This is a genomic window from Caballeronia jiangsuensis, from assembly GCF_046030135.1.
GTDB classification, from domain to species: Bacteria; Pseudomonadota; Gammaproteobacteria; order Burkholderiales; family Burkholderiaceae; genus Caballeronia; species Caballeronia jiangsuensis.
In genome coordinates, this window is the sequence record NZ_JAQQDB010000025.1 from 43,281 (window position 1) to 63,703 (window position 20,423).

A 20,423-nucleotide genomic window follows, 5' to 3' on the forward strand; every position below is an offset into this window, starting at 1 on the left:
CATGGACCTCACACAGACTTCCTCCCACGCCTCCGCCAAGACGGAACGTCCGGCACCCGGCCTTCCCGATGTCGCCGTGTTCGACGATCGTCCGTTCCTGCGCCGGCTGACGCCGATCGACTGGCTCTTCGCCCTCGCGATGGTCGCAGGCGCGGGTTTCGCGCTGAACCGCTATCACGCGTACATGGACGTGTACGACACGGCGGTGCTGGTCGGCGCAGTGCCTACCTTCGTCGTGCTCGGCTGGCGCTGGAAACCGGTGCGTCTGCTGATCGCGATGATCGCGGTGCTCGCGCTGTTTTCGATCCAGCTTTATCAGCACGACCTCGCCCGCGCCGACACCAATTTCTTCCTCAAGTACTTCCTGTCGAGTCAATCGGCGATCCTGTGGATGAGCGCGCTCTTCATCCTCGCGACGCTCTTTTACTGGATCGGACTCGTGACACGCTCGCAGACCGGCGGCGCGATCGGTTCGCGCATGACGTGGGTCGCGGTGCTGATGGGCTTTACCGGCCTGATGGTGCGCTGGTACGAGTCGTACATGATCGGCTCGGACGTCGGCCATATTCCGATCTCGAATCTGTATGAAGTGTTCGTGCTGTTCTGCCTGATCACGGCGCTGTTCTACCTCTACTACGAGCAGCATTACTCGACGCGGCAGATGGGCGGTTTCGTGCTGCTAGTGATCAGCGCGGCCGTCGGCTTCCTGATGTGGTACTCGGTCGCCCGCGACGCGCAGCAGATTCAACCGCTCGTGCCCGCGCTGCAAAGCTGGTGGATGAAGATCCACGTGCCGGCGAACTTCATCGGCTATGGCAGCTTCGCGCTCTCGGCAATGGTCTCGGTGGCTTATCTCGCGAAACAGCGCGGTTTCATGGCGGACCGCCTGCCGTCGCTCGAAGTCCTCGACGACGTGATGTACAAGTCGATCGCCGTCGGCTTCGCGTTCTTCACCATCGCGACGATTCTCGGCGCGCTGTGGGCCGCGGAAGCATGGGGCGGCTATTGGAGCTGGGACCCGAAGGAAACGTGGGCGCTGATCGTGTGGCTGAACTACGCGGCGTGGCTGCACATGCGCCTCATGAAGGGCCTGCGCGGCGCGGCGGCGGCGTGGTGGGCGCTGACCGGCCTGATCGTCACGACGTTCGCCTTCCTCGGCGTGAACATGTTCCTGTCGGGCTTGCATAGTTACGGCAAGCTCTGATCGGTTGTTTCGACTTTAAAAAACCGCCACGCATCACGCTGGCGGTTTTTTTTCGTTTCGCGGTGGAATACTCGCGTCGGGACTGCTGTTTTCCCCTTATGAGCATTCAGCGGCGACATCCCGAGCGTCGCAATGGAAGGAACGCAAATGTGGATCAAACGAAATCGCCATCTGTATGGCGATGACATCGCGAGTCAAGAGATCACGCCGCGCGACGTGTTCGAAAATCGCCGGCGCGCGCTGCGCTCCATCGGCGCGTTCGCCGCGACAGGTCTCGCCGGCGCAAGCAGCCTCGCCCACGCGACGCTCACGTCGCCAGATGCGAAAGGCCAGAAGCTCGCGTCGGCGAAGACCAATCCGAAGTTCGTCGCGCTGGACAAGCCGACGTCTTTCAAGGACATCACGACCTACAACAACTTCTACGAGTTCGGCACCGACAAGGGCGATCCCGTCGAGCACGCGGGCACGCTGCGTCCGCGTCCGTGGAAGGTGTCTGTCGAAGGCGCGATCAAGAACCCGAAGGTCTACGACATCGACGATATCCTGAAGCTCGCGCCGCTCGAAGAACGCGTGTACCGGCTGCGTTGCGTCGAAGGCTGGTCGATGGTGATTCCGTGGATCGGCGTGTCGTTGTCCGAACTCATCAAGCGCGCCGAGCCAACGGGCAGTGCGAAGTACGTGCAGTTCATCACGCTCGCCGATCCGTCGCAGATGCCGGGACTCTCGACGCCGATTCTCGAATGGCCGTATTCCGAAGGCCTGCGCATGGACGAGGCGATGAATCCGCTCACGCTCCTGACCGTCGGCTTGTACGGGCAGGTGCTGCCGAACCAGAACGGCGCGCCCGTGCGCGTGGTCGTGCCGTGGAAGTACGGCTTCAAGAGCGCGAAGTCGCTCGTGAAGATCCGCTTCGTCGAGAAAGAGCCGCCGACGAGCTGGAATCTCTACGCGCCGAGCGAATACGGCTTCTTTTCGAACGTGAATCCGAACGTCGATCATCCGCGCTGGAGTCAGGCGACGGAGCGGCGCATCGGCGAGGACGGCTTCTTTTCACCGAAGCGCAAGACGCTCATGTTCAACGGCTACGGCGATCAGGTCGCGTCGTTGTATCAGGGCATGGATCTCAAGAAGAACTTCTGAACGATGCCGACCGCTTCCGATATCAAAGGCACGCGGGCGAGCGCGGGCGTTCGCTGGGTCGTTCCGGCGAAGGTCCTCGTGTTCATCGCGATGCTGTTTCCGCTCGCGCGTCTCGTGCTGCTCGGCGTAACGGGCGGCCTGGGCGCGAATCCGATCGAATTCATCACGCGCTCGACTGGTCTCTGGACGCTCGTCTATCTGTGCATCACGCTCGCGATCACGCCGGTGCGCCGCATGACCGGCATCACGGCGCTCGCGCGCTTTCGCCGGATGATCGGCCTGTACGCGTTCTTCTTCGCCGTGCTGCATTTCACGACGTATATCTGGTTCGATAAATGGTTCGATGTCGCCGCGATGCTGAAGGACATCGGCAAGCGGCCGTTCATCACGGTGGGTTTCGCGGCGTTCGTGCTGCTGATTCCGCTCGCGGTCACGTCGCCGAAAGTCATGGTCAGAAAACTCGGCCGCCGCTGGCAGACCTTGCATCGGGCGATCTATCTGATCGCCGCGCTCGCGATCCTGCATTTCTGGTGGATGAAGGCGGGCAAGCACGATTTCGAACTGCCTAAGATCTACGGCTCGATCGTGATCGTCCTGCTCGGCTGGCGCGTGATTGCGTGGCTTCGAACGCGAGCGACACGGCGGCGCGCATAAAAAAAGCGATGCCGAGGCATCGCTTTTTTCGTTGAAGCGCACGAAGCTTCAGTCCGGAAGAATCGATTCCCCGGCGAACAACTGCTTCACTTCTTCACGCTCACGCACGAGACGCGCGCGTTCGCCATCGACCATGATTTCGGCTGCGCGCGGACGCGTGTTGTAGTTCGAGCTCATCACGAAGCCGTACGCGCCCGCGGAGCAGATCGCGAGCAGGTCGCCCGGTTCGATGGCCAGTTCACGGTCGCGCCCGAGCCAGTCGCCGCTTTCGCAGACCGGACCGACGACATCGTACTTGTGCGCCTGCGCGTCGCGCTTCACGACCGGCACGATGCGATGAAACGCCTCGTACATCGCGGGACGCGCGAGATCGTTCATGGCGGCGTCGACGATGGCGAAGTTCTTTTCCTCGCCCGGCTTCAAAAACTCCACGCGCGTCAACAGTACGCCGGCATTGCCGACGAGCGAACGTCCCGGCTCGAAATACACTTCGCGCTGACCGTGACCGCGCTTCTCGATGTGATCGAGCACCGTCTTCACGAACTCGCCGATATCGGGCGGCGTTTCGTCGTCGTACGTGATGCCGAGACCGCCGCCGACATTGACGTGATGAATGTGCATGCCGTCCGCTTCGATCTGCTCGACGAGTTCGAGCAGTTTGTCGACGGCATCGAGATACGGGCTGATCTCGGTGATCTGCGAACCGATGTGACAGTCGATGCCGACGACATCGAGGTTCGACATCGCATGCGCTTGCGCGTAGGTCGCGCGCGCATCGCTGAACGCGACGCCGAACTTGTTCGACTTGAGGCCCGTGGAGATGTACGGATGCGTCTTCGCATCGACGTCGGGATTCACGCGCAACGAAACCGGCGCTGTCTTGCCGAGCGATGCCGCGACTTCGTTCAACGCGTGCAGCTCGGGAATCGACTCGACGTTGAAGCCCTTCACGCCTGCTTCGAGCGCTTCGCGCATTTCCGCCGCCGACTTGCCGACGCCCGAAAACACCGTATTCTCCGCCTTGCCGCCCGCCGCGAGCACCCGCGCGAGTTCGCCCGACGACACGATGTCGAAGCCCGAACCCATGCGCGCGAACACGTTGAGCACGGCGAGATTGCTGTTCGCCTTCACCGCGACGTGTACCGTCGCGTGACGGCCCGCGCATGCATCGGCGTAGGCGCGATAGGCGCGTGTTATCGCATCGCGCGAATAGACGTAGAGGGGCGTGCCGAACTGCTCCGCGAGCGACGCGGCTGAAACGCCTTCGGCGTGCAGCACGCCGTCGACGTAGTGGAATGCGGAATCACTCATGCGTGGAATCGAAAATGCGCCGTGAAGGCTTGGGGATCAATAAGCGGACGACGCGGCTTTCGGCGCCGATGCGGCGTTGGGGCTGGTCTTCAGGTCCGTCTCGGGCGAGAGCGACAGGGGCTGACCGGACGTATCCGGAATGCTGCCCGCACGCGATGCGGTTTCGCTGCCCGGAGTGACATTCGAAGGCGGCGTATTCTGGAGATCGTTTGGACGTTGCGGTAGCGGGGGCACCTTCGGCAGATAGAGCGAACCGCGTTGCCCGCAACCGCCCAGCGTGATCGTTGCCGCGGCGCCGATGCTCAAAGCCGCTACAATCGCGCTCATCCTGAAAACGACTCGCATGACCGTCCCTAAACGTTGAATCGATGGAGTTTAGCATGACAGACCAGGAATACCTGACGCTGGCGGAGGCCGCGCTGACCGCCATCGAACGCTCGGTGGATCAAGCCGAAGCCGATATCGAATTCGAGCGCAGCGGCAATGTTTTGACGCTGGAGTTCGAGAATCGCACGAAGGTGATCGTGAACCTGCAGCCGCCGAAACACGAGATCTGGCTCGCGGCGAAGGCGGGCGGTTTTCACTACAAGTACGTCGACGGCGCCTGGCGCGACACGCGCGACAACAGCGAATTCTTTGCCACGCTGAGCAAGTATTCGAGCGAACAGGCCGGCGAGCCGATCAAATTCAAGGCGTAAAAAAAGCGAGCGGACCGCATGGTCCGCTCGCTTCGAATGTCGCAGGCAGGACTACTGCCCCTTGAACAGATTCATGATGTCCTGCTTCTCCTGTTCGCCGACTTCGGGCGCCGGCGCCGTCACACCGGACACCCCTTCCTGCGGCGGCGCCTGACTCACGCCGATGGTTGCGACGAAGCCGTGTCCCGGCGTCATGTCGTCGTAGTACAGTTCGTTGCCGAGCGGCGTGATATCGGGCGGCATCATCGGCTTGTACTCGGGCACGCCCTTCAGCGCGCGGCTCATGTAATCCATCCATACCGGCAACGCGAGGCCGCCGCCGGTTTCCTTGTCGCCGAGGGTGCGCGGATTGTCATAGCCGATCCACGCAATCGCGACGAGCGTGCGCTGATAACCGGCGAACCACGCGTCGCGCGAATCGTTCGTCGTGCCCGTCTTGCCGGCGAGATCGCCGCGTTTCAACTGATTCGTTTTCGAGCCCGTGCCGTGCTGCGCGACGCTCTGCAACAGGCTGTTCATCACGAACGCGTTGCGCGGCGTGATCGCGAGCGGCGCGCTTTGCTGTGCGACGAGCGGCTGCGGATGCGACACGACGCGGCCGTACGGATCGGTGATATCGGCGATCAGATACGGATTCACGCGATAACCGCCGTTCGCGAACACCGCATAGCCCGCCGCCATTTGCAGCGGCGTGACGAGGCCCGCGCCGAGCGCCATCGGCAGATAGGCGGGATGGCGGTCCGCATCGAAACCGAAGCGCGTGATGTACTGCTGCGCGTACTTCGTCCCGATATGACTCAGGATGCGAATCGACACCATGTTCTTCGAGCGCTGCAGCGCGGAGCGCATCGACATCGGGCCGTCGAAGCCGCCGCCGTAATTCTTCGGCTCCCACGCCTGGCCGCCGGTCTCAGCGGCGCTGAAGAAGAGCGGGCCATCGTTGATGATCGTGGCGGGCGAAAGACCTTTTTCGAGCGACGCCGAATAGATGAACGGCTTGAAGCTCGAACCCGGCTGACGCCATGCCTGCGTGACGTGATTGAACTTGTTCTTGTTGAAGTCGAAGCCGCCGACGAGCGCGCGGATCGCACCGTCCTGAGGCACCATCGAGACGAACGCGCCTTCGACTTGCGGCAATTGCGTGATGATCCAGTTGCCGTCGTCGTTCTTCATGAGACGCACGATCGCGCCCGGGCGGATGCGCGAATTCGGCTGCGCGCGCGAGCTCAGCGCGAACTGGACGAAGCGCAGATCGTTGCCGGTGATGGTCGCCGTGTTGCCGTCGATGAAGCTCGCCTTCACTTCCTTCGGACTCGCCGACGTCACCACCGCCGCGACGATCTCGCCGTTGTCGGGATGCTCGGCGAGCGCGTCGTCGATGGCCTGCTCGCGGTCATCGGCATCCTTCGGCAAATCGATATAGCCTTCCGGCCCGCGATAGCCATGCCGATGCTCGTAGTCCATCAAGCCGTTGCGCAACGCGCGATAGGCGGTGTCCTGATCGGCGGAATCGATTGTCGTCACGACGTTCAGACCGCGCGTGTACGCTTCCTCGCGGTATTGCGCGTACATCATCTGGCGCACCATTTCCGCGACGTACTCGGCGTGCACGCTGAATTCGCGGCCTTGTCCCTTCACGACGAGCGGCTGATTCACGGCCTGGTCGTAGTCCGCCTGGGTGATGAAATTCAGCTCGCGCATGCGTTGCAGGATGTACTCCTGCCGCACTTTCGCGCGCTTCGGATTGACGACCGGGTTATATGCAGACGGCGCTTTCGGAAGGCCCGCGAGCATCGCGGCCTCGGCGAGCGTGACGTCTTTCAGATCCTTGCCGAAGTAGACCCGCGCGGCGCTCGCGAAACCGTACGCGCGCTGCCCGAGATAGATCTGATTCATATAGACCTCGAGAATCTGATCCTTCGTCAGCGCGCGCTCGATCTTGTACGCGAGCAGCATTTCGTAAATCTTGCGCGTGTAGGTCTTCTCGCTCGACAGGAAAAAGTTGCGCGCGACCTGCATCGTGATCGTGCTCGCGCCCTGCGACGCGTGGCCGTTGGTCAGCGCAACCGAGCCCGCGCGCAGAATGCCGGTGAGATCAACGCCGCCGTGATCGTAGAAGCGCGAGTCCTCGATGGCGAGCACGGCTTTTTTCAGATGATCGGGCACGTCCTGAATGCGCACGACGCTCCGGCGCTCTTCGCCGAATTCGCCGATCAGAACGTGATCCGCCGTATAGATGCGCAGCGGCACCTTCGGCTTGTAGTCGGTGAGCGCTTCGAGCGAAGGCAGATTCGGCATCGCGACGACGAGCGCGTAGCCGAGCACGAGACCCGCGCAGACGACGAGCGCGAACACACTGACGAAAAATCCGAGCATGAGCCGCGCCCACCATGGGCGCTTGGCTTTTTTGGGCCTCTCGGGCGGCGTGGACGGCGGGTTAGACGAGGAAGAGGATTGCATTGGCACCACCAAAAACGGTCACGCGATTATAGCTGTCCGGTTTTGCGACTTTTCCGAAGCCTTTCGGCGCGCCGTTCGCGCGTTCTGGCCGCTGTCTTCAAGATACGCGCGATCGTGCAGGGAAGCATCCTTCTATCGTGAGCGTTGGCCGTTCGGCCGAGTGTTCGCCGCCGATCACGCTCGCGACAATCTTTCCACGTCAAGCGCCCGAACGGTTCGGTGCGCGAGTGAATGGAAGGAGTGGCTGATGAGTAAGGAAAACACGCTGCGCGGCACGATGCTGACGGTCACGCGACGCTACGCGGCGGGCATCGACGTGGGCGAGGACGCGGGGCGGCTCGCCATCGTGAGCAGACGATTGAGAGCGAATGCTGCGGTGTGCGTCGAACATCTGGATTCGGTGGCGTTGCCGTCGGGCGCGGTGATCGACGGCGATTTCGACGATCGCGAGGCGATCGTCGAAGCTTTGCGCGAGGCGTTCGGGCGCTTGCCGGAAAGCGGCGCGTGGCGGGCGCTGCGCTGCGCGATGGGCTTGCCCGCGTCGGCGACGCTCACGATGCAGATTCCGCTCGCGCGTCTGATCGACACCGATGAGCAGCTCGCGGGCGCCATCGGCGGCGATCCGCGCGGCATGCTCGAACCGGCGGTGCTCATGGAGGCGGAACGCGCGGCGGGGATCGAGCGGGGCGCACTGGCGGTGGACTGGTCCGTGCAGGCCCGGGAGGACGGTGAGGCGCAGGTCGCGATCGCAGCCACGGCGCGACGGCATGTCGAGGCGCGCGTCGAAACGGCGGCGGAGGCGGGCATCGCGTTATCCGCCATCGACGGCGAACCGGCCGCCGCGTTGCGCGCAATGCGCCATGCCGGCTCGGTCGAACTGGACGCGGACGCGCGCTATCTCGTCTGCTGGCTGGAAAGCACCGGGCTTCATGGCTGGCTCGTCGGCGGCCGCGGCGTCGAAAATGAAATCCGATATCCCGCGCCGGAACATCGGAGTATTTCCGACGCCCTGCACGAACTCGCTGGCCAGGATGCGCCGCTCGACTGCATCTACGTCGGCGGACAGATCGAGCTGCTGGCGCACGCGAGCCTTCCACTTCCGGTTCTGGGCAAGACCTTCAACTGCCCCGCGCTGCCTTTCGAGGCCGCGCCGTACTGCAACGGCGCTTCCGACATCCAGGCCGCGCACCGGCATTCGCCGCGCTTCGCGGCCGCGTTCGGGCTGGCCTTGCGCGAGGTGATGCAGTGAGCGCCGCCATGCTCGACGGTTTCAATCTCCTGCCGTATCGCGCGCGAAAACGCCGCGAAGTGCGGCGTCAGCGGCTGGCGCTGCTCGGCGCGGTGACGCTGGCAGGCTGCGCGGCTGTCGGCGCCGTGGCCGGCTGGGACACGTTCGAGCGCGCCCGTCTGGACGAGCGACGCATGGCGCTGGAGGCGTCGCTGCGCACATCGGGCACGCAGATCGAAGAACATGCGCGCCTCGTTCGCGCCGAATCGGATCGGCGGCGCGCGCGTGAGGCCGCGCAGCCTTTGGCCTTGCCGCGCGAGCGCTTTCTCGCACTGCTCGAAGCGCTCGCGGACGCGCCTCTGCAACGCGGCGTCGCGCTTCAACGCGTGTCGCAGAGAACGAACGAGGTCGAGCTTGCCGCACTCGCTCCCGATTCGCAGGCGGCCGCGCAATGGCTCAAGCGGCTGGAACGCGTGCGCGGCGTGCAGGCGGTGGAAGTGATCGAGATGAAGCGGCGCGCGGAACCTGCGCCGTCGGGCAAGCGTGGCGCGTCGCCGATTGTCGGAGAGCATTCCGCGCATTTCGAGTTCGTGGCGCTCGTGCGGTACGCGCCGGAGCATTCGCGCGATGAAGCCACGTCGCGTCAGGCGCGTCCGATATTGACAGCCACGCGCGCTGCCACGCAGGAGAAACGGCCATGAGCACGATTTCGATGAACTTCGCCGCGAATACGCGTTCGCGCCGCGCGCCGTCCATCCTGCAGCCGCTCGACGAATGGTCGCGACGCCGGACCGCGTGCGTTGCGATTGCGTTGGGTCTGCTCGCCTTCGTACTCGGTCTGCAAGCCTGGCGCACGTTCGACGCGAACCAGCTCGATGCGGGCCGCGTCGCGTGGGCGGCGACGCAAACGAAGGTGCATGACGCGGGGCGCATCGCGGCGGAACTGCCGGATCTGCGAGCGCGGGCGGCGTCGGGCCGCATGGAGCCGGAGCACTGGAGCGCCGCCGACGCGTTGCGCGCCATCGCCGATCTGGCGGCGCAGAGCGGTCTGCGCGTTGCGGATATCGAGCCGGTTGCGGTCAAGGTCGGTGAGCCGAAGGTGGCTCAGCCGATTCCGGAGCGCGCACTCAGACTGCGCGCCGACGGCGCCTTTCCCGAAATCCGGCGCTTCCTGGAAGCGCTCGCCGGCCTGCCACGGCTCGTCGTGCCGGAAAGCGTGCAGATCAAACGACAGCCGGGCACGCTCGCCATCGAAGCGACGCTGCGCATCTTCGAGACGTTGCCGGCGATATCGCCCGCCACGGCATCGCGCGCTGATGCGTTCGTCGTCGATCCGTTCGGCAACGCGGATGCCGCGACGCAGAACGGCGACATGCTGCTCGTGGGCACGTTCGTCGGACGCCGTCGCGCGATGGCGCTGTTGCAGAGTGGCCGCGATGTCGATGGCTTTGCGCCGGGCCAGAAGATCGGTGACGAATGGCTCGGGCGCGTCATGCCGCGTGCGATCGAGCTCGCTCGTACCGATGGCATTTCGCGCAAACTTACATTCGCGGAGGATCGCAAGTGAGCCAGTTCGCGAAGCTATTACGCAGATTCGCGGCAGCGGGCGCGGCGGTGCTGCTGGTCGCGCACGTGGCGCTCGCAGCCGAAAGCGCCGATGCGATCATCGCGCCCCTGCCGCCGCTGCCCGCATCGTTCGACGCACAGTCTGTCGATCCGCTCGTACCGGACGCGCCGGTCGTCCCTCCAAGCGCGGAAGTCGCCGCGCCCGAAAAGGCCACGGCCGAAACAGCGGACGCACTGGAAGGCCCGCCGGTGCCTTTGCCGGAACTCGAACGATTGAGCCGGGCAAAGCACGACGGAAACGACGACGGCAAGCCGATCACCCTTGATCTGAAAAACGCCGACCTCGGCGCCGCGCTGCACGCATTTGCGCGCTTCACGGGACTGAACATTGTCGCGAGCAAAAAGGTGCGCGGATAGGTGTCGATGAATCTCGTCGCCGTGCCGTGGCGCCGCGCGTTCGACACGCTCCTCGAAGTCAACGGTCTCGCGATGGAACAGCACGACAACGTGATCTGGGTCGCGCCGCTCGCCGAACTCGCCGCGCGCGAGAAGCTGCGCTTCGAGGCGCACGCGCGCGCCGCGGATCTCGAACCGCTCGCGAGCCGTACGTTCGTGCTGCGCTATTCGCGCGCGGAAGACCTCCGCAAGATGCTGACCGGCTCGGGCAGCCAGCGCGTGCTGTCGAAACGCGGCTCCGCCATCGCCGATGCGCGCACGAACCTGCTCTTCGTCACCGACCTCGACGCACGCGTCCGGCAGATCGCCGAGTTGATCGCGCTGATCGACAAGGCGACGCCGCAGGTGATGATCGAGGCGAAGATCGTGGAGGGAGAGGCGGGGCTGTCGCGCAATCTCGGCGTCAAGCTGGGCGTCGCGTCGCAGAACGATCCTTCGACCGGGTTGGCGGGCGGCAAGGACGGTGTGGTATACGATCTGTCGGCGGGGCCGATCAACGGTTTCGACGCGGCGACCGCCGGGCTCACATTGTTCGTCGCGCAGGCGACCCGGCTGCTCAATGTCGAACTGAGCGCGCTGGAGGCGGAAGGGCGCGGACAAATCGTCTCGAGTCCGCGCGTCGTGACGGCGGACCGGATGAAGTCCATCGTCGAGCAGGGCATGGACGTGCCGTATCAGGCGAAGGTCGGCAACGGCGTGTCGGGCGTGCAGTTTCGGCGCGCAACGCTCAAACTGGAGGTTGAGCCGCAGATCACGCCGCATGGCCACGTCATTCTCGATCTCGACATCACGAAAGACAGCCTCGGCGAGGAGACGGCGAACGGGCCGGCCATCCAGACCAAGCATGTGCAGACGCGCGTGGAAGTGGAAAACGGCGGCACCGTGGCAATCGGCGGCATTTATTCCGATGACGAGCGACAGGACACGACCGGTGTGCCGGGACTGTCCAAATTGCCGGTGATCGGCTGGCTGTTCCGTCACGACGCGCGGCGCAGCTCGAAGAGCGAACTCGTCATATTGATTACGCCGCGTGTGATCGCGCCGAGCGGCTGAACGCCGGCTCGCGGGCGGCGCGACTCGACAAAGCGGGCGGTTTGCCCTTAAGCTGCCGCACGAAGAAATTCGATACTGTAAAAGGATCCAGGTTGCAGGAAGGGCACGCGAACGCGAACATTTTTTTCGTCGGACTCATGGGGGCGGGTAAAACCACCGTGGGCCGTGCGGTTGCGCGCCGTCTGCAGCGCTCGTTCATCGATTCGGATCAGGAGATTGAGGCGCGCACGGGCGCCCGCATCCCGGTGATCTGGGAACTGGAAGGCGAGGCGGGTTTTCGTCAGCGCGAGGCGAACGTCATCGACGAGCTTTCGCAGCGAAACGGCATCGTGCTCGCGACGGGCGGCGGCGCGGTGTTGCGGCCCGAGAATCGCGAACATCTGAAGAATCGCGGCATCGTCATATATCTGCGCGCCAATCCGCACGATCTCTGGCAGCGCACGCGGCGCGACAAGAATCGTCCGCTGTTGCAGACCGACGATCCGCGCGGCAAGCTCGAAGCGCTCTTTCAGACGCGCGATCCGCTGTATCACGAATGCGCGCATTTCGTCGTGGAAACGGGGCGGCCGACCGTCAACGCGCTCGTCAATATGGTCCTGATGCAACTGGAGGTCGCCGGCGTCGTCAAGTCGGCTGAGTCATAATGTCCGCCATGATTACCCCAACGATCACCGTCAACGTCGAACTGGGCGAGCGCGCCTATCCCATTCATATCGGTGCGGGCCTGATCGGCCGCACGGAACTGTTCTCGCCGCATATCAAGGGCGCGTCCGTGGCGATCGTCACGAATTCCACCATCGATCCGCTCTACGGCGACCAGTTGCGCGCCGCGCTCGAACCGCTCGGCAAGAAAGTGACCACGGTGGTCCTGCCGGACGGCGAAGCGCACAAGAACTGGGAAACGCTCAATCAGATCTTCGATGCGCTGCTCACCGAACGCGCCGATCGCAAGACGACGTTGATCGCGCTCGGCGGCGGGGTCGTCGGCGACATGACCGGTTTCGCGGCGGCGAGCTACATGCGCGGCGTGCCGTTCATCCAGGTGCCGACCACGCTGCTGTCGCAAGTCGATTCGTCGGTCGGCGGCAAGACGGGCATCAATCATCCGCTCGGCAAGAACATGATCGGCGCGTTCTATCAGCCGCAAGCGGTCATCGCGGATATCGGCGCGCTGCACACGCTGCCGGAGCGCGAACTCGCGGCGGGCATCGCGGAAGTTATCAAAACCGCGGCCATCGCAGATGCCGAATTCTTCGAATGGATCGAAACCAACATCGACGCGCTGAATCGCCGTGACGACGAAGCGCTCGCGCACGCCGTGAAGCGTTCGTGCGAGATCAAGGCGTCGGTCGTCGCGTCGGACGAGCGCGAAGGCGGCCGGCGCGCCATTCTCAATTTCGGCCACACCTTCGGCCATGCGATCGAAGCCGGGCTCGGCTACGGCGAATGGCTGCACGGCGAGGCGGTCGGTTGCGGCATGGTGATGGCGGCGGATCTGTCCGTGCGCCTCGGCAAGCTCGACGAAGCCGCGCGCCGGCGTCTCGTGCGTGTGATCGAGGCGGCGAAACTGCCCGTCACGGCGCCACAACTCGGCGACGACCGCTACGTCGATCTGATGAAGATCGACAAGAAGGCCGAAGCCGGCGAGATCAAATTCATTCTGCTGACCCGCTTCGGCGCGACCGAGATCACGAGCGCGCCCGATCAGGCCGTGCGCGCAACGCTCGCAGCCAGCGTCTGATCCGCGCGAGCGGCGGCCAGAACCACGATTCGGAGCAGCCGGTGAGCGACAAAGAACAGCAACTTCCGCCGGGCATGCCGCCGACGCTCGCGTTCGAGGCGCATCTCGCGCCGTACGCCGCGCACGCGTCGCAATCGCGCGGGCGGCGTTTTGCCGAACCGCCGCCCGCGGCACGCTCGGAATTTCAGCGCGATCGAGATCGCATCGTGCATTCGACCGCGTTTCGCAGGCTCGAATACAAGACTCAGGTCTTCGTCAATCACGAAGGCGATCTCTTCCGCACGCGCCTCACGCACAGTCTCGAAGTCGCGCAGATCGCGCGTTCGGTCGCGCGCAATCTGAGGCTGAACGAGGATCTCGTCGAAGCCATTTCGCTCGCGCACGATCTCGGCCATACGCCGTTCGGTCACGCCGGGCAGGACGCGCTGCACGAATGCATGCGCGATCACGGCGGCTTCGAACACAATCTGCAAAGCCTCGCGGTGGTCGATCAGCTCGAAGAGCATTACGGCGCGTTCAACGGCCTGAATCTCTGCTTCGAGACGCGCGAAGGCATCCTCAAACATTGCTCGCGCGAAAACGCGCGCAAGCTCGGCGAGCTCGGCGAGCGCTTTCTCACGGGGAAGCAGCCGTCGCTCGAAGCGCAGATCGCCAATGTCGCCGATGAAATCGCGTACAACAATCACGACGTGGACGACGGCCTGCGCTCGGGCCTCATCACGCTCGATCAGCTTTCCGAGGTGAGCCTCTGGCACACGCATTTCGATGCCGCGCGCGCCGACTATCCGGACATCGAGGGGCGCAGGCTCATCCACGAGACGATCCGCCGCATCATCAACACGTTGATCGTCGATCTGATCGAGGCGACGGGCCGCAATCTCGAACGCGTCGCGCCGCAATCGCTCGACGCCGTGCGCAATGCGCCGACGCTCGTCGCGCACAGCGATGAAGTCGCGGCGCAGGCGGCGCAACTCAAGCGCTTTCTGTTCAAGAATTTGTACCGGCACTATCGCGTGATGCGCATGGCCAATAAGGCGAAGCGCGTGGTGACGGGCCTCTTCGAAGCCTTCACCGACGATCCGCGCCTCTTGCCGCCCGCTTATCAGGCGCGCGGACCGGTGACGGAGGAATCCGCGAACGACGCGCCTTCATCGAGCCACGACAGCTCGCAGGCGCGGCTCATCGCGCATTACATCGCGGGCATGACCGATCGCTATGCATTGAAAGAGTATCAACGCCTGTTTGTCATCGACAACAACTAATATCGCGCGTTTCAAGCGCGAATCCTCGAAAGGAGACTCATCGATGAGCTGCAAGCCCCTGTTCCGCACGATCTCGGCCGCCGCCGTTCTGGCCTTCGGCGCCAGCACCGCGGCGCACGCCGCGACGGAAATCCAGTTCTGGCACGCGATGGAAGCCGCGCTGGGTGAGCGCGTGAACGACATCGCCAACGACTTCAACAAGTCGCAGAGCGATTACAAGATCGTTCCCGTGTTCAAGGGCACGTATGACCAGGCGCTCGCGGCGGGCATCGCGGCGTATCGCAGCGGCAACGCGCCCGCGATCCTGCAGGTCTACGAAGTCGGCACCGCGACGATGATGCAGGCGAAGAAGGCCGTCATCCCGGTCTCCGATGTCTTCAAGCAGGCAGGCGTTCCGCTCGACGAAAAGGCGTTCGTGCCGACCATCGCCGGTTACTACAGCGACGCCAAGACCGGCCATCTGATCTCGATGCCGTTCAACAGCTCGACACCCGTTCTCTACTACAACAAGGACGCGTTCAAGAAGGCCGGTCTCGATCCGAACCAGCCGCCGAAGACCTGGGCCGATGTCGAAGCCGACGCGAAGAAGCTGAAGGCCGCCGGTTATTCGTGCGGTTACTCGTCGGGCTGGCAAAGCTGGATTCAGCTCGAGAATTACAGCGCGTGGCATGCCGCGCCGTTCGCGACGAAGAACAACGGCTTCGACGGTCTCGACGCCAAGCTCGAATTCAACAAGCCGTTGCAGGTCGCGCACATCCAGTTCCTGCAGAAGATGGCGAAGGAAGGCACGTTCACGTATGTCGGCCGCAAGGACGAGCCCGTGTCGAAGTTCTATAGCGGCGACTGCGGCATCATCACGAACTCGTCGGGCTCGCGCGCGACCATCGCAAAGTTCGCGAAGTTCGATTACGGCGTCGGCATGATGCCCTACGACGCGAGCGTGAAGGGCGCGCCCCAGAACGCGATCATCGGCGGCGCGAGTCTGTGGGTGTTGTCGGGCAAGGACCCGGCTGTCTACAAGGGCGTCGCGAAATTCCTCGCGTATCTTTCGACGCCGGAAGTCGCGGCGAAGTGGCATCAGGACACGGGCTATCTGCCGGTCACGCAGGCCGCGTATGAGCTCACGCAGAAGCAGGGCTTCTACGACAAGAATCCCGGCGCGGACATCGCGATCAAGCAGATGCTGAACAAGCCGCCGCTGCCCTACACCAAGGGCCTGCGTCTGGGCAACATGCCGCAGATCCGCACGATCGTCGATGAAGAGCTGGAGCAGGTCTGGGCCGAGAAGAAGACGCCGCAGCAAGCGCTCGACGCATCGGTGCAACGCGGCGACGAATTGCTGCGCCGCTTCGAGAAGACCGGCAACTAAAACGCATGCGCCCGCGTTCATCGCGGGCGCTTCCGTTCGGGACATCAACGCATGGAAAAACGGTCTCGTTTCGATACGAGCGTCTTGCCGTATCTGCTCGTCGCGCCGCAACTCGCGATCACCGCGCTGTTCTTTCTGTGGCCGGCCGGTGAAGCGCTCTGGCAGGCCACGCAGAGTCAGGACGCGTTCGGCACGTCGAGCGAGTTCGTCGGGCTGGCGAACTTCAGGCAGTTGTTCGCCGATCCGCTCTATCTCTCGTCGTTCAACACGACGATGATCTTCTGCTCGCTCGTCACCGTGTCGGGTCTCGTGATCTCGCTGCTGCTCGCCGCATGCGCCGATCGCGTGACGCGCGGCGCGAAGGCGTATCAGACGCTGCTCATCTGGCCATACGCGGTCGCGCCCGCGATCGCCGCCGTGCTGTGGTCGTTTCTGTTCAACCCGAGCATCGGGCTCGTGACGTATGCGCTCGCGAAGCAGGGCATCATCTGGAATCACGCGCTCAATGGCACGCAGGCGATGTTCCTCGTCGTGCTCGCGTCGGTGTGGAAGCAGGTCAGCTACAACTTCCTGTTCTTCTACGCGGGCCTTCAGGCGATCCCGCAATCGCTGATCGAAGCCGCGGCCATCGACGGCGCCGGGCCTGTGCGACGCTTCTTCGGCATCGCGCTGCCGCTGTTGTCGCCGACGTCTTTCTTCCTGCTCGTCGTGAACCTCGTCTACGCGTTCTTCGATACCTTCCCGGTCATCGATGCCGCAACCGGCGGCGGCCCCGCGCAATCGACCAAGACGCTCATCTACAAGATCTTCGCGGAAGGCTTTCAGGGACTCGATATCGGCAGCTCGGGCGCGCAATCGGTCGTGCTGATGGTGATCGTCGTCGCGTTGACGGTGATCCAGTTCCGCTTCGTCGAACGCAGGGTGCAATACTCATGATCGAAAACCGTCGCGGCTTCGATATCTTCTGTCACGCGGTGCTTCTGCTCGGCGTCGTGTTGATCGTGTTTCCGGTGTACGTCGCGTTCTGCGCGGCCACGATGAACTCGAAGGAAGTGTTCAGCGTGCCGCTCTCGCTGATTCCGAGCACGCATCTCTTCGAGAATGTCGCGAATATCTGGACGCACGGCAGCGGCAACGCGGCGGCGCCGTTCGGTCTCATGCTGATGAACAGCCTCGTGATGGCGCTCGTGATTTCGATCGGCAAGATCGCGGTGTCGATCGTCTCCGCGTACGCGATCGTGTTCTTCCGCTTTCCGCTGAAGAACCTCGCGTTCTGGCTGATCTTCATCACGCTGATGCTGCCCGTCGAAGTGCGCATCTTCCCGACGGTGCAGGTCGTCTCGTCGATGCATCTGTCGAACACGTACGCGGGATTGACGCTGCCGCTGATCGCATCCGCGACGGCGACGTTTCTCTTCCGCCAGTTCTTCATGACGCTGCCCGACGAGCTGATGGAAGCGGCGCGCATCGATGGCGCGGGTCCGCTGCGTTTCTTCTGGGACGTCGTGCTGCCGCTTTCGAAGACGAACATCGCGGCGCTGTTCGTCATCACGTTCATCTACGGCTGGAATCAGTATCTCTGGCCGATTCTCATCACCAACGAAGTGTCGCTGCAGACGGCGGTGGTCGGCATCAAGAGCATGATCGCGTCGGGCGATACCGCGACCGAATGGCATCTGGTGATGACGGCGACGCTGCTCGCGATGCTGCCGCCGCTCGCGGTCGTGCTGACGATGCAGCGCTGGTTCGTGCGCGGACTCGTGGACTCAGAGAAATAACGGAGAAGGCTGATCGATGGCCGCATTGAATCTCAAAGGCGTAAAGAAAACTTACGACGGCTCGAACTACGTGCTTCACGGCATCGATGTCGCGGTCGAGGACGGCGAGTTCGTCGTGATGGTCGGCCCGTCCGGGTGCGGAAAATCGACGCTGCTGCGCATGGTCGCGGGACTCGAAAGCGTGTCGGAAGGCGCGATCGAAATTGGCGGCAAAGTCGTCAACAAGCTGGAGCCGAAGGATCGCGATATCGCGATGGTCTTTCAGAACTACGCACTTTATCCGCACATGAGCGTCGCGCAGAATATGGCGTATGCGCTGAAGATCGGCGGTGCGGACCGGAAGACCATCGAGGCGCGCGTCTCCAATGCTGCGCGCATACTGGAGCTCGAACATCTGCTTGCGCGCAAGCCGCGCGAACTGTCGGGCGGGCAGCGGCAGCGCGTCGCGATGGGCCGCGCAATCGTGCGCGAGCCAGCGGTGTTTCTATTCGATGAACCGCTTTCGAATCTCGACGCCAAGCTGCGTGTGCAGATGCGCCTCGAAATTCAGCGTCTGCACGCGCGGCTCGCGACCACGAGCCTGTATGTCACGCATGATCAGATCGAAGCCATGACGCTCGCGCAGCGCGTCATCGTGATGAACAAGGGCCACGCCGAACAGATCGGCGCGCCGACTGAAGTGTACGAGCGGCCTGCGACGGTATTCGTCGCGAGCTTCATCGGTTCGCCGGCGATGAATCTGCTGGAAGGCAGGCTGTCCGAAGATGGCGCAACCTTTGTCGTCGCAGGCGACGGACCTGCATTGCCTGTATCCAACGTGAATAGCGCGATGCATGGGCGCGAGTGGATCGTCGGCATTCGTCCGGAGCACATGACGCCCGGAAACGTCGACGCACCGAGCGCGACGCTCGACGTCGATTCGGCCGAACTGCTCGGCGCGGACAATCTCGCCCACGGCAAGTGGGGCAAGCACGACGTGGCGGCGCGCTTGCCTCACGAGCATCGTCCGCAGCGCGGCGAGCGGCTCAGCCTGTCGCTGCCGGCGCGGCATCTGCATTTCTTCGATCCGGCGTCGGGACTACGCGCCAATTGAATGGAGCACACGCGATGAGAACCTGGCCCTATCCCGCGATCGTCGCGCATCGCGGCGGCGGCAAGCTCGCGCCGGAGAACACGCTGGAGGCGATCGACGTGGGCGCGCGCTTCGGTCACAAGATGATCGAATTCGACGCGAAGCTCTCCGCCGACGATATCGTCTTCTTGCTGCATGACGACGCGGTGGACCGCACGTCGAATGGGCGCGGCGCGGCGAAAGCGATGACCTACGCGCAACTGCGCACGCTCGATGCGGGCACATGGTTCAGCGCGGAGTTCGCCGATGCGCGCATGCCGACGCTTGCGCAAGTGTATGAACGATGCGCAAAGCATGGCCTTGCGGCGAACATCGAGATCAAGCCGAGTCAGGGGCGCGACGTGGAAACAGGCGTGCTCGTCGCGCGCGAGGCGGCGCGTTTGTGGGCGGATGCCGAAACTGCGCCGTTGTTGTCATCGTTTTCATACGCGACGCTCGAAGCCGCACGCGATGTCGCGCCGAACCTGCCGCGCGGCATGCTGTACGAGCGCGTTCCGGAGAACTGGCGCGCGCAGACGTCGGCGCTATCGTGCGTGTCGCTGCACGCGAATCATCGCGCGCTCGATGAATCGCTCGTCGAGCAAATCAAGGATGCGGGCTTGCGTATCCTCGCCTACACCGTGAACGATCCGGCGCGCGCGCGTTTGCTCGCGCAGTGGGGCGTCGATGCGATCTGCACGGATCGCATCGACATTATTGGCGCGGATTTTCTGGAAGCGTCGTCCGATTGAAAGTCAGCGCACGCGCGCGAGCAATACGCCCGCGACGAGCGCCAATCCGCCGACGAGCGCAATCGTCTGCCAGGGCTTTTCGTGAAGATAGGCGTCCGCGTCTCCAAACGCGGCGCCAGCGCGCTCGCGGAGTGCCGCGTGGGTATCGTTCAGACGTGCACGGGCGTTGTCGAGACGCTCGCTGATCTGCGCGCGCAACGCAGCCGCATCGGCCGATGTGCCTTCGGACAAGGTGCTTTCGAGTTCGCTGAGAAGTGTGCGGAGTTCCGAGCCGATATCCTCGGCCGCTTCACGGCCATGGCGCGCCATGCGGCGTGCGCGGCGGCTCGTCGTGCTCCATGAATCTCCGATGGCGTCTCGCGTATTAGGCAGTGCGTTCATAGATCGCTCCGATGGATGAGTCGTGGATAACCCGCCCGAGATGGCGGGAAACCCATCATGCAGCAAATTCGATGCCGGTGCCTCGACCTTGCGCAACTCATCGGTAAGCGCGACCGTGATTGATTTTGCGCTCGTGTCGGCGCGTAAGAACTGCATGTGATTCCTTCAACCGAAGGTCACATTTACAAGCACGCGCAAAACAAAACGCCGACACGAGTGAATCATGCCGGCGTTTTCTTTCTTTTCAACAATCACGCTT

General features: G+C 63.5%; 19 protein-coding genes and 1 pseudogene. 16 read left to right on the top strand and 4 right to left on the bottom strand.

Annotated elements, in window-relative coordinates; all coding sequences use genetic code 11:
• Position 1 precedes the first annotated feature (1 nt).
• The 3 genes from ccsB (at position 2) to msrQ (ending at position 2,998) form a co-directional block, all read left to right on the top strand.
• Positions 2-1,204 (top strand): c-type cytochrome biogenesis protein CcsB, encoded by a 1,203-nt coding sequence (gene ccsB, locus PQR08_RS24520; protein WP_408162539.1) that lies wholly within the window; start codon positions 2-4, stop codon positions 1,202-1,204.
• 147 nt (positions 1,205-1,351) lie between these two features.
• Positions 1,352-2,344, top strand: a complete 993-nt coding sequence (gene msrP, locus PQR08_RS24525) for a protein-methionine-sulfoxide reductase catalytic subunit MsrP (RefSeq protein WP_238295331.1) — start codon at positions 1,352-1,354, stop codon at positions 2,342-2,344.
• A gap of 3 nt (positions 2,345-2,347) precedes the next feature.
• Entirely contained in the window at positions 2,348-2,998 is a 651-nt protein-coding gene (msrQ, locus tag PQR08_RS24530) for a protein-methionine-sulfoxide reductase heme-binding subunit MsrQ (protein WP_238295332.1), read from the top strand.
• 48 nt (positions 2,999-3,046) lie between these two features.
• Here msrQ and lysA read toward each other — a convergent pair whose 3' ends face one another.
• On the bottom strand, positions 3,047-4,309 hold the full coding sequence (gene lysA, locus PQR08_RS24535) for a diaminopimelate decarboxylase (RefSeq protein ID WP_408162542.1): 1,263 nt from the start codon (positions 4,307-4,309) through the stop codon (positions 3,047-3,049).
• A 36-nt stretch (positions 4,310-4,345) separates the two neighbouring features.
• Entirely contained in the window at positions 4,346-4,654 is a 309-nt protein-coding gene (gene lptM, locus PQR08_RS24540; RefSeq protein ID WP_035506721.1) for an LPS translocon maturation chaperone LptM, read from the bottom strand.
• 35 nt (positions 4,655-4,689) lie between these two features.
• Here lptM and cyaY point away from each other — a divergent pair, with 35 nt between their 5' ends.
• Complete coding sequence (cyaY, locus tag PQR08_RS24545; RefSeq protein WP_035506719.1) at positions 4,690-5,007, top strand: iron donor protein CyaY; 318 nt, start codon at positions 4,690-4,692, stop codon at positions 5,005-5,007.
• A 51-nt stretch (positions 5,008-5,058) separates the two neighbouring features.
• Here the strand turns inward: cyaY and PQR08_RS24550 are convergent, their stop codons facing one another.
• Positions 5,059-7,467 (bottom strand): penicillin-binding protein 1A, encoded by a 2,409-nt coding sequence (locus tag PQR08_RS24550; protein WP_187609314.1) that lies wholly within the window; start codon positions 7,465-7,467, stop codon positions 5,059-5,061.
• Between the two features lie 247 nt (positions 7,468-7,714).
• On the opposite strand from PQR08_RS24550, the gene pilM reads away from it, so the two are divergent.
• The 12 genes and pseudogenes from pilM (at position 7,715) to ugpQ (ending at position 19,783) form a co-directional block, all read left to right on the top strand.
• Positions 7,715-8,716, top strand: a complete 1,002-nt coding sequence (gene pilM / locus PQR08_RS24555; protein ID WP_408162544.1) for a type IV pilus biogenesis protein PilM — start codon at positions 7,715-7,717, stop codon at positions 8,714-8,716.
• Positions 8,713-9,396 (top strand): PilN domain-containing protein, encoded by a 684-nt coding sequence (locus PQR08_RS24560; RefSeq protein ID WP_408162546.1) that lies wholly within the window; start codon positions 8,713-8,715, stop codon positions 9,394-9,396. Before pilM ends, PQR08_RS24560 begins: the two co-directional genes overlap by 4 nt.
• Complete coding sequence (locus PQR08_RS24565; RefSeq protein WP_408162548.1) at positions 9,393-10,262, top strand: type 4a pilus biogenesis protein PilO; 870 nt, start codon at positions 9,393-9,395, stop codon at positions 10,260-10,262. Before PQR08_RS24560 ends, PQR08_RS24565 begins: the two co-directional genes overlap by 4 nt.
• 47 nt (positions 10,263-10,309) lie before the next feature.
• A pseudogene (locus PQR08_RS24570) lies at positions 10,310-11,770 on the top strand (type IV pilus secretin PilQ).
• Between the two features lie 92 nt (positions 11,771-11,862).
• Positions 11,863-12,414 (top strand): shikimate kinase AroK, encoded by a 552-nt coding sequence (aroK, locus tag PQR08_RS24575; RefSeq protein ID WP_035506705.1) that lies wholly within the window; start codon positions 11,863-11,865, stop codon positions 12,412-12,414.
• Complete coding sequence (aroB, locus tag PQR08_RS24580) at positions 12,414-13,511, top strand: 3-dehydroquinate synthase (protein ID WP_408162550.1); 1,098 nt, start codon at positions 12,414-12,416, stop codon at positions 13,509-13,511. The genes aroK and aroB overlap by 1 nt, the downstream gene beginning before the upstream one ends.
• A 74-nt stretch (positions 13,512-13,585) precedes the next feature.
• Positions 13,586-14,773, top strand: a complete 1,188-nt coding sequence (locus tag PQR08_RS24585) for a deoxyguanosinetriphosphate triphosphohydrolase (RefSeq protein WP_408162588.1) — start codon at positions 13,586-13,588, stop codon at positions 14,771-14,773.
• Positions 14,774-14,816: 43 nt separating this feature from the next.
• Positions 14,817-16,142 carry a sn-glycerol-3-phosphate ABC transporter substrate-binding protein UgpB gene (gene ugpB, locus PQR08_RS24590; protein WP_408162552.1) on the top strand — a complete coding sequence of 442 codons (1,326 nt, stop codon included), beginning with the start codon at positions 14,817-14,819 and terminating at the stop codon, positions 16,140-16,142.
• 51 nt (positions 16,143-16,193) lie between these two features.
• Positions 16,194-17,078, top strand: a complete 885-nt coding sequence (ugpA, locus tag PQR08_RS24595) for a sn-glycerol-3-phosphate ABC transporter permease UgpA (protein WP_238217211.1) — start codon at positions 16,194-16,196, stop codon at positions 17,076-17,078.
• A complete protein-coding gene (gene ugpE / locus PQR08_RS24600) occupies positions 17,075-17,920 on the top strand; it encodes a sn-glycerol-3-phosphate ABC transporter permease UgpE (protein ID WP_187609308.1) in 846 nt (281 codons plus the stop codon). Before ugpA ends, ugpE begins: the two co-directional genes overlap by 4 nt.
• A gap of 16 nt (positions 17,921-17,936) precedes the next feature.
• Complete coding sequence (locus PQR08_RS24605) at positions 17,937-19,013, top strand: sn-glycerol-3-phosphate import ATP-binding protein UgpC (RefSeq protein WP_408162554.1); 1,077 nt, start codon at positions 17,937-17,939, stop codon at positions 19,011-19,013.
• A 14-nt stretch (positions 19,014-19,027) separates the two neighbouring features.
• Entirely contained in the window at positions 19,028-19,783 is a 756-nt protein-coding gene (ugpQ, locus tag PQR08_RS24610) for a glycerophosphodiester phosphodiesterase (protein WP_408162555.1), read from the top strand.
• A gap of 3 nt (positions 19,784-19,786) precedes the next feature.
• Here the strand turns inward: ugpQ and PQR08_RS24615 are convergent, their stop codons facing one another.
• Positions 19,787-20,164 (bottom strand): ElaB/YgaM/YqjD family protein, encoded by a 378-nt coding sequence (locus tag PQR08_RS24615; protein WP_035506783.1) that lies wholly within the window; start codon positions 20,162-20,164, stop codon positions 19,787-19,789.
• Positions 20,165-20,423: the final 259 nt, after the last annotated feature.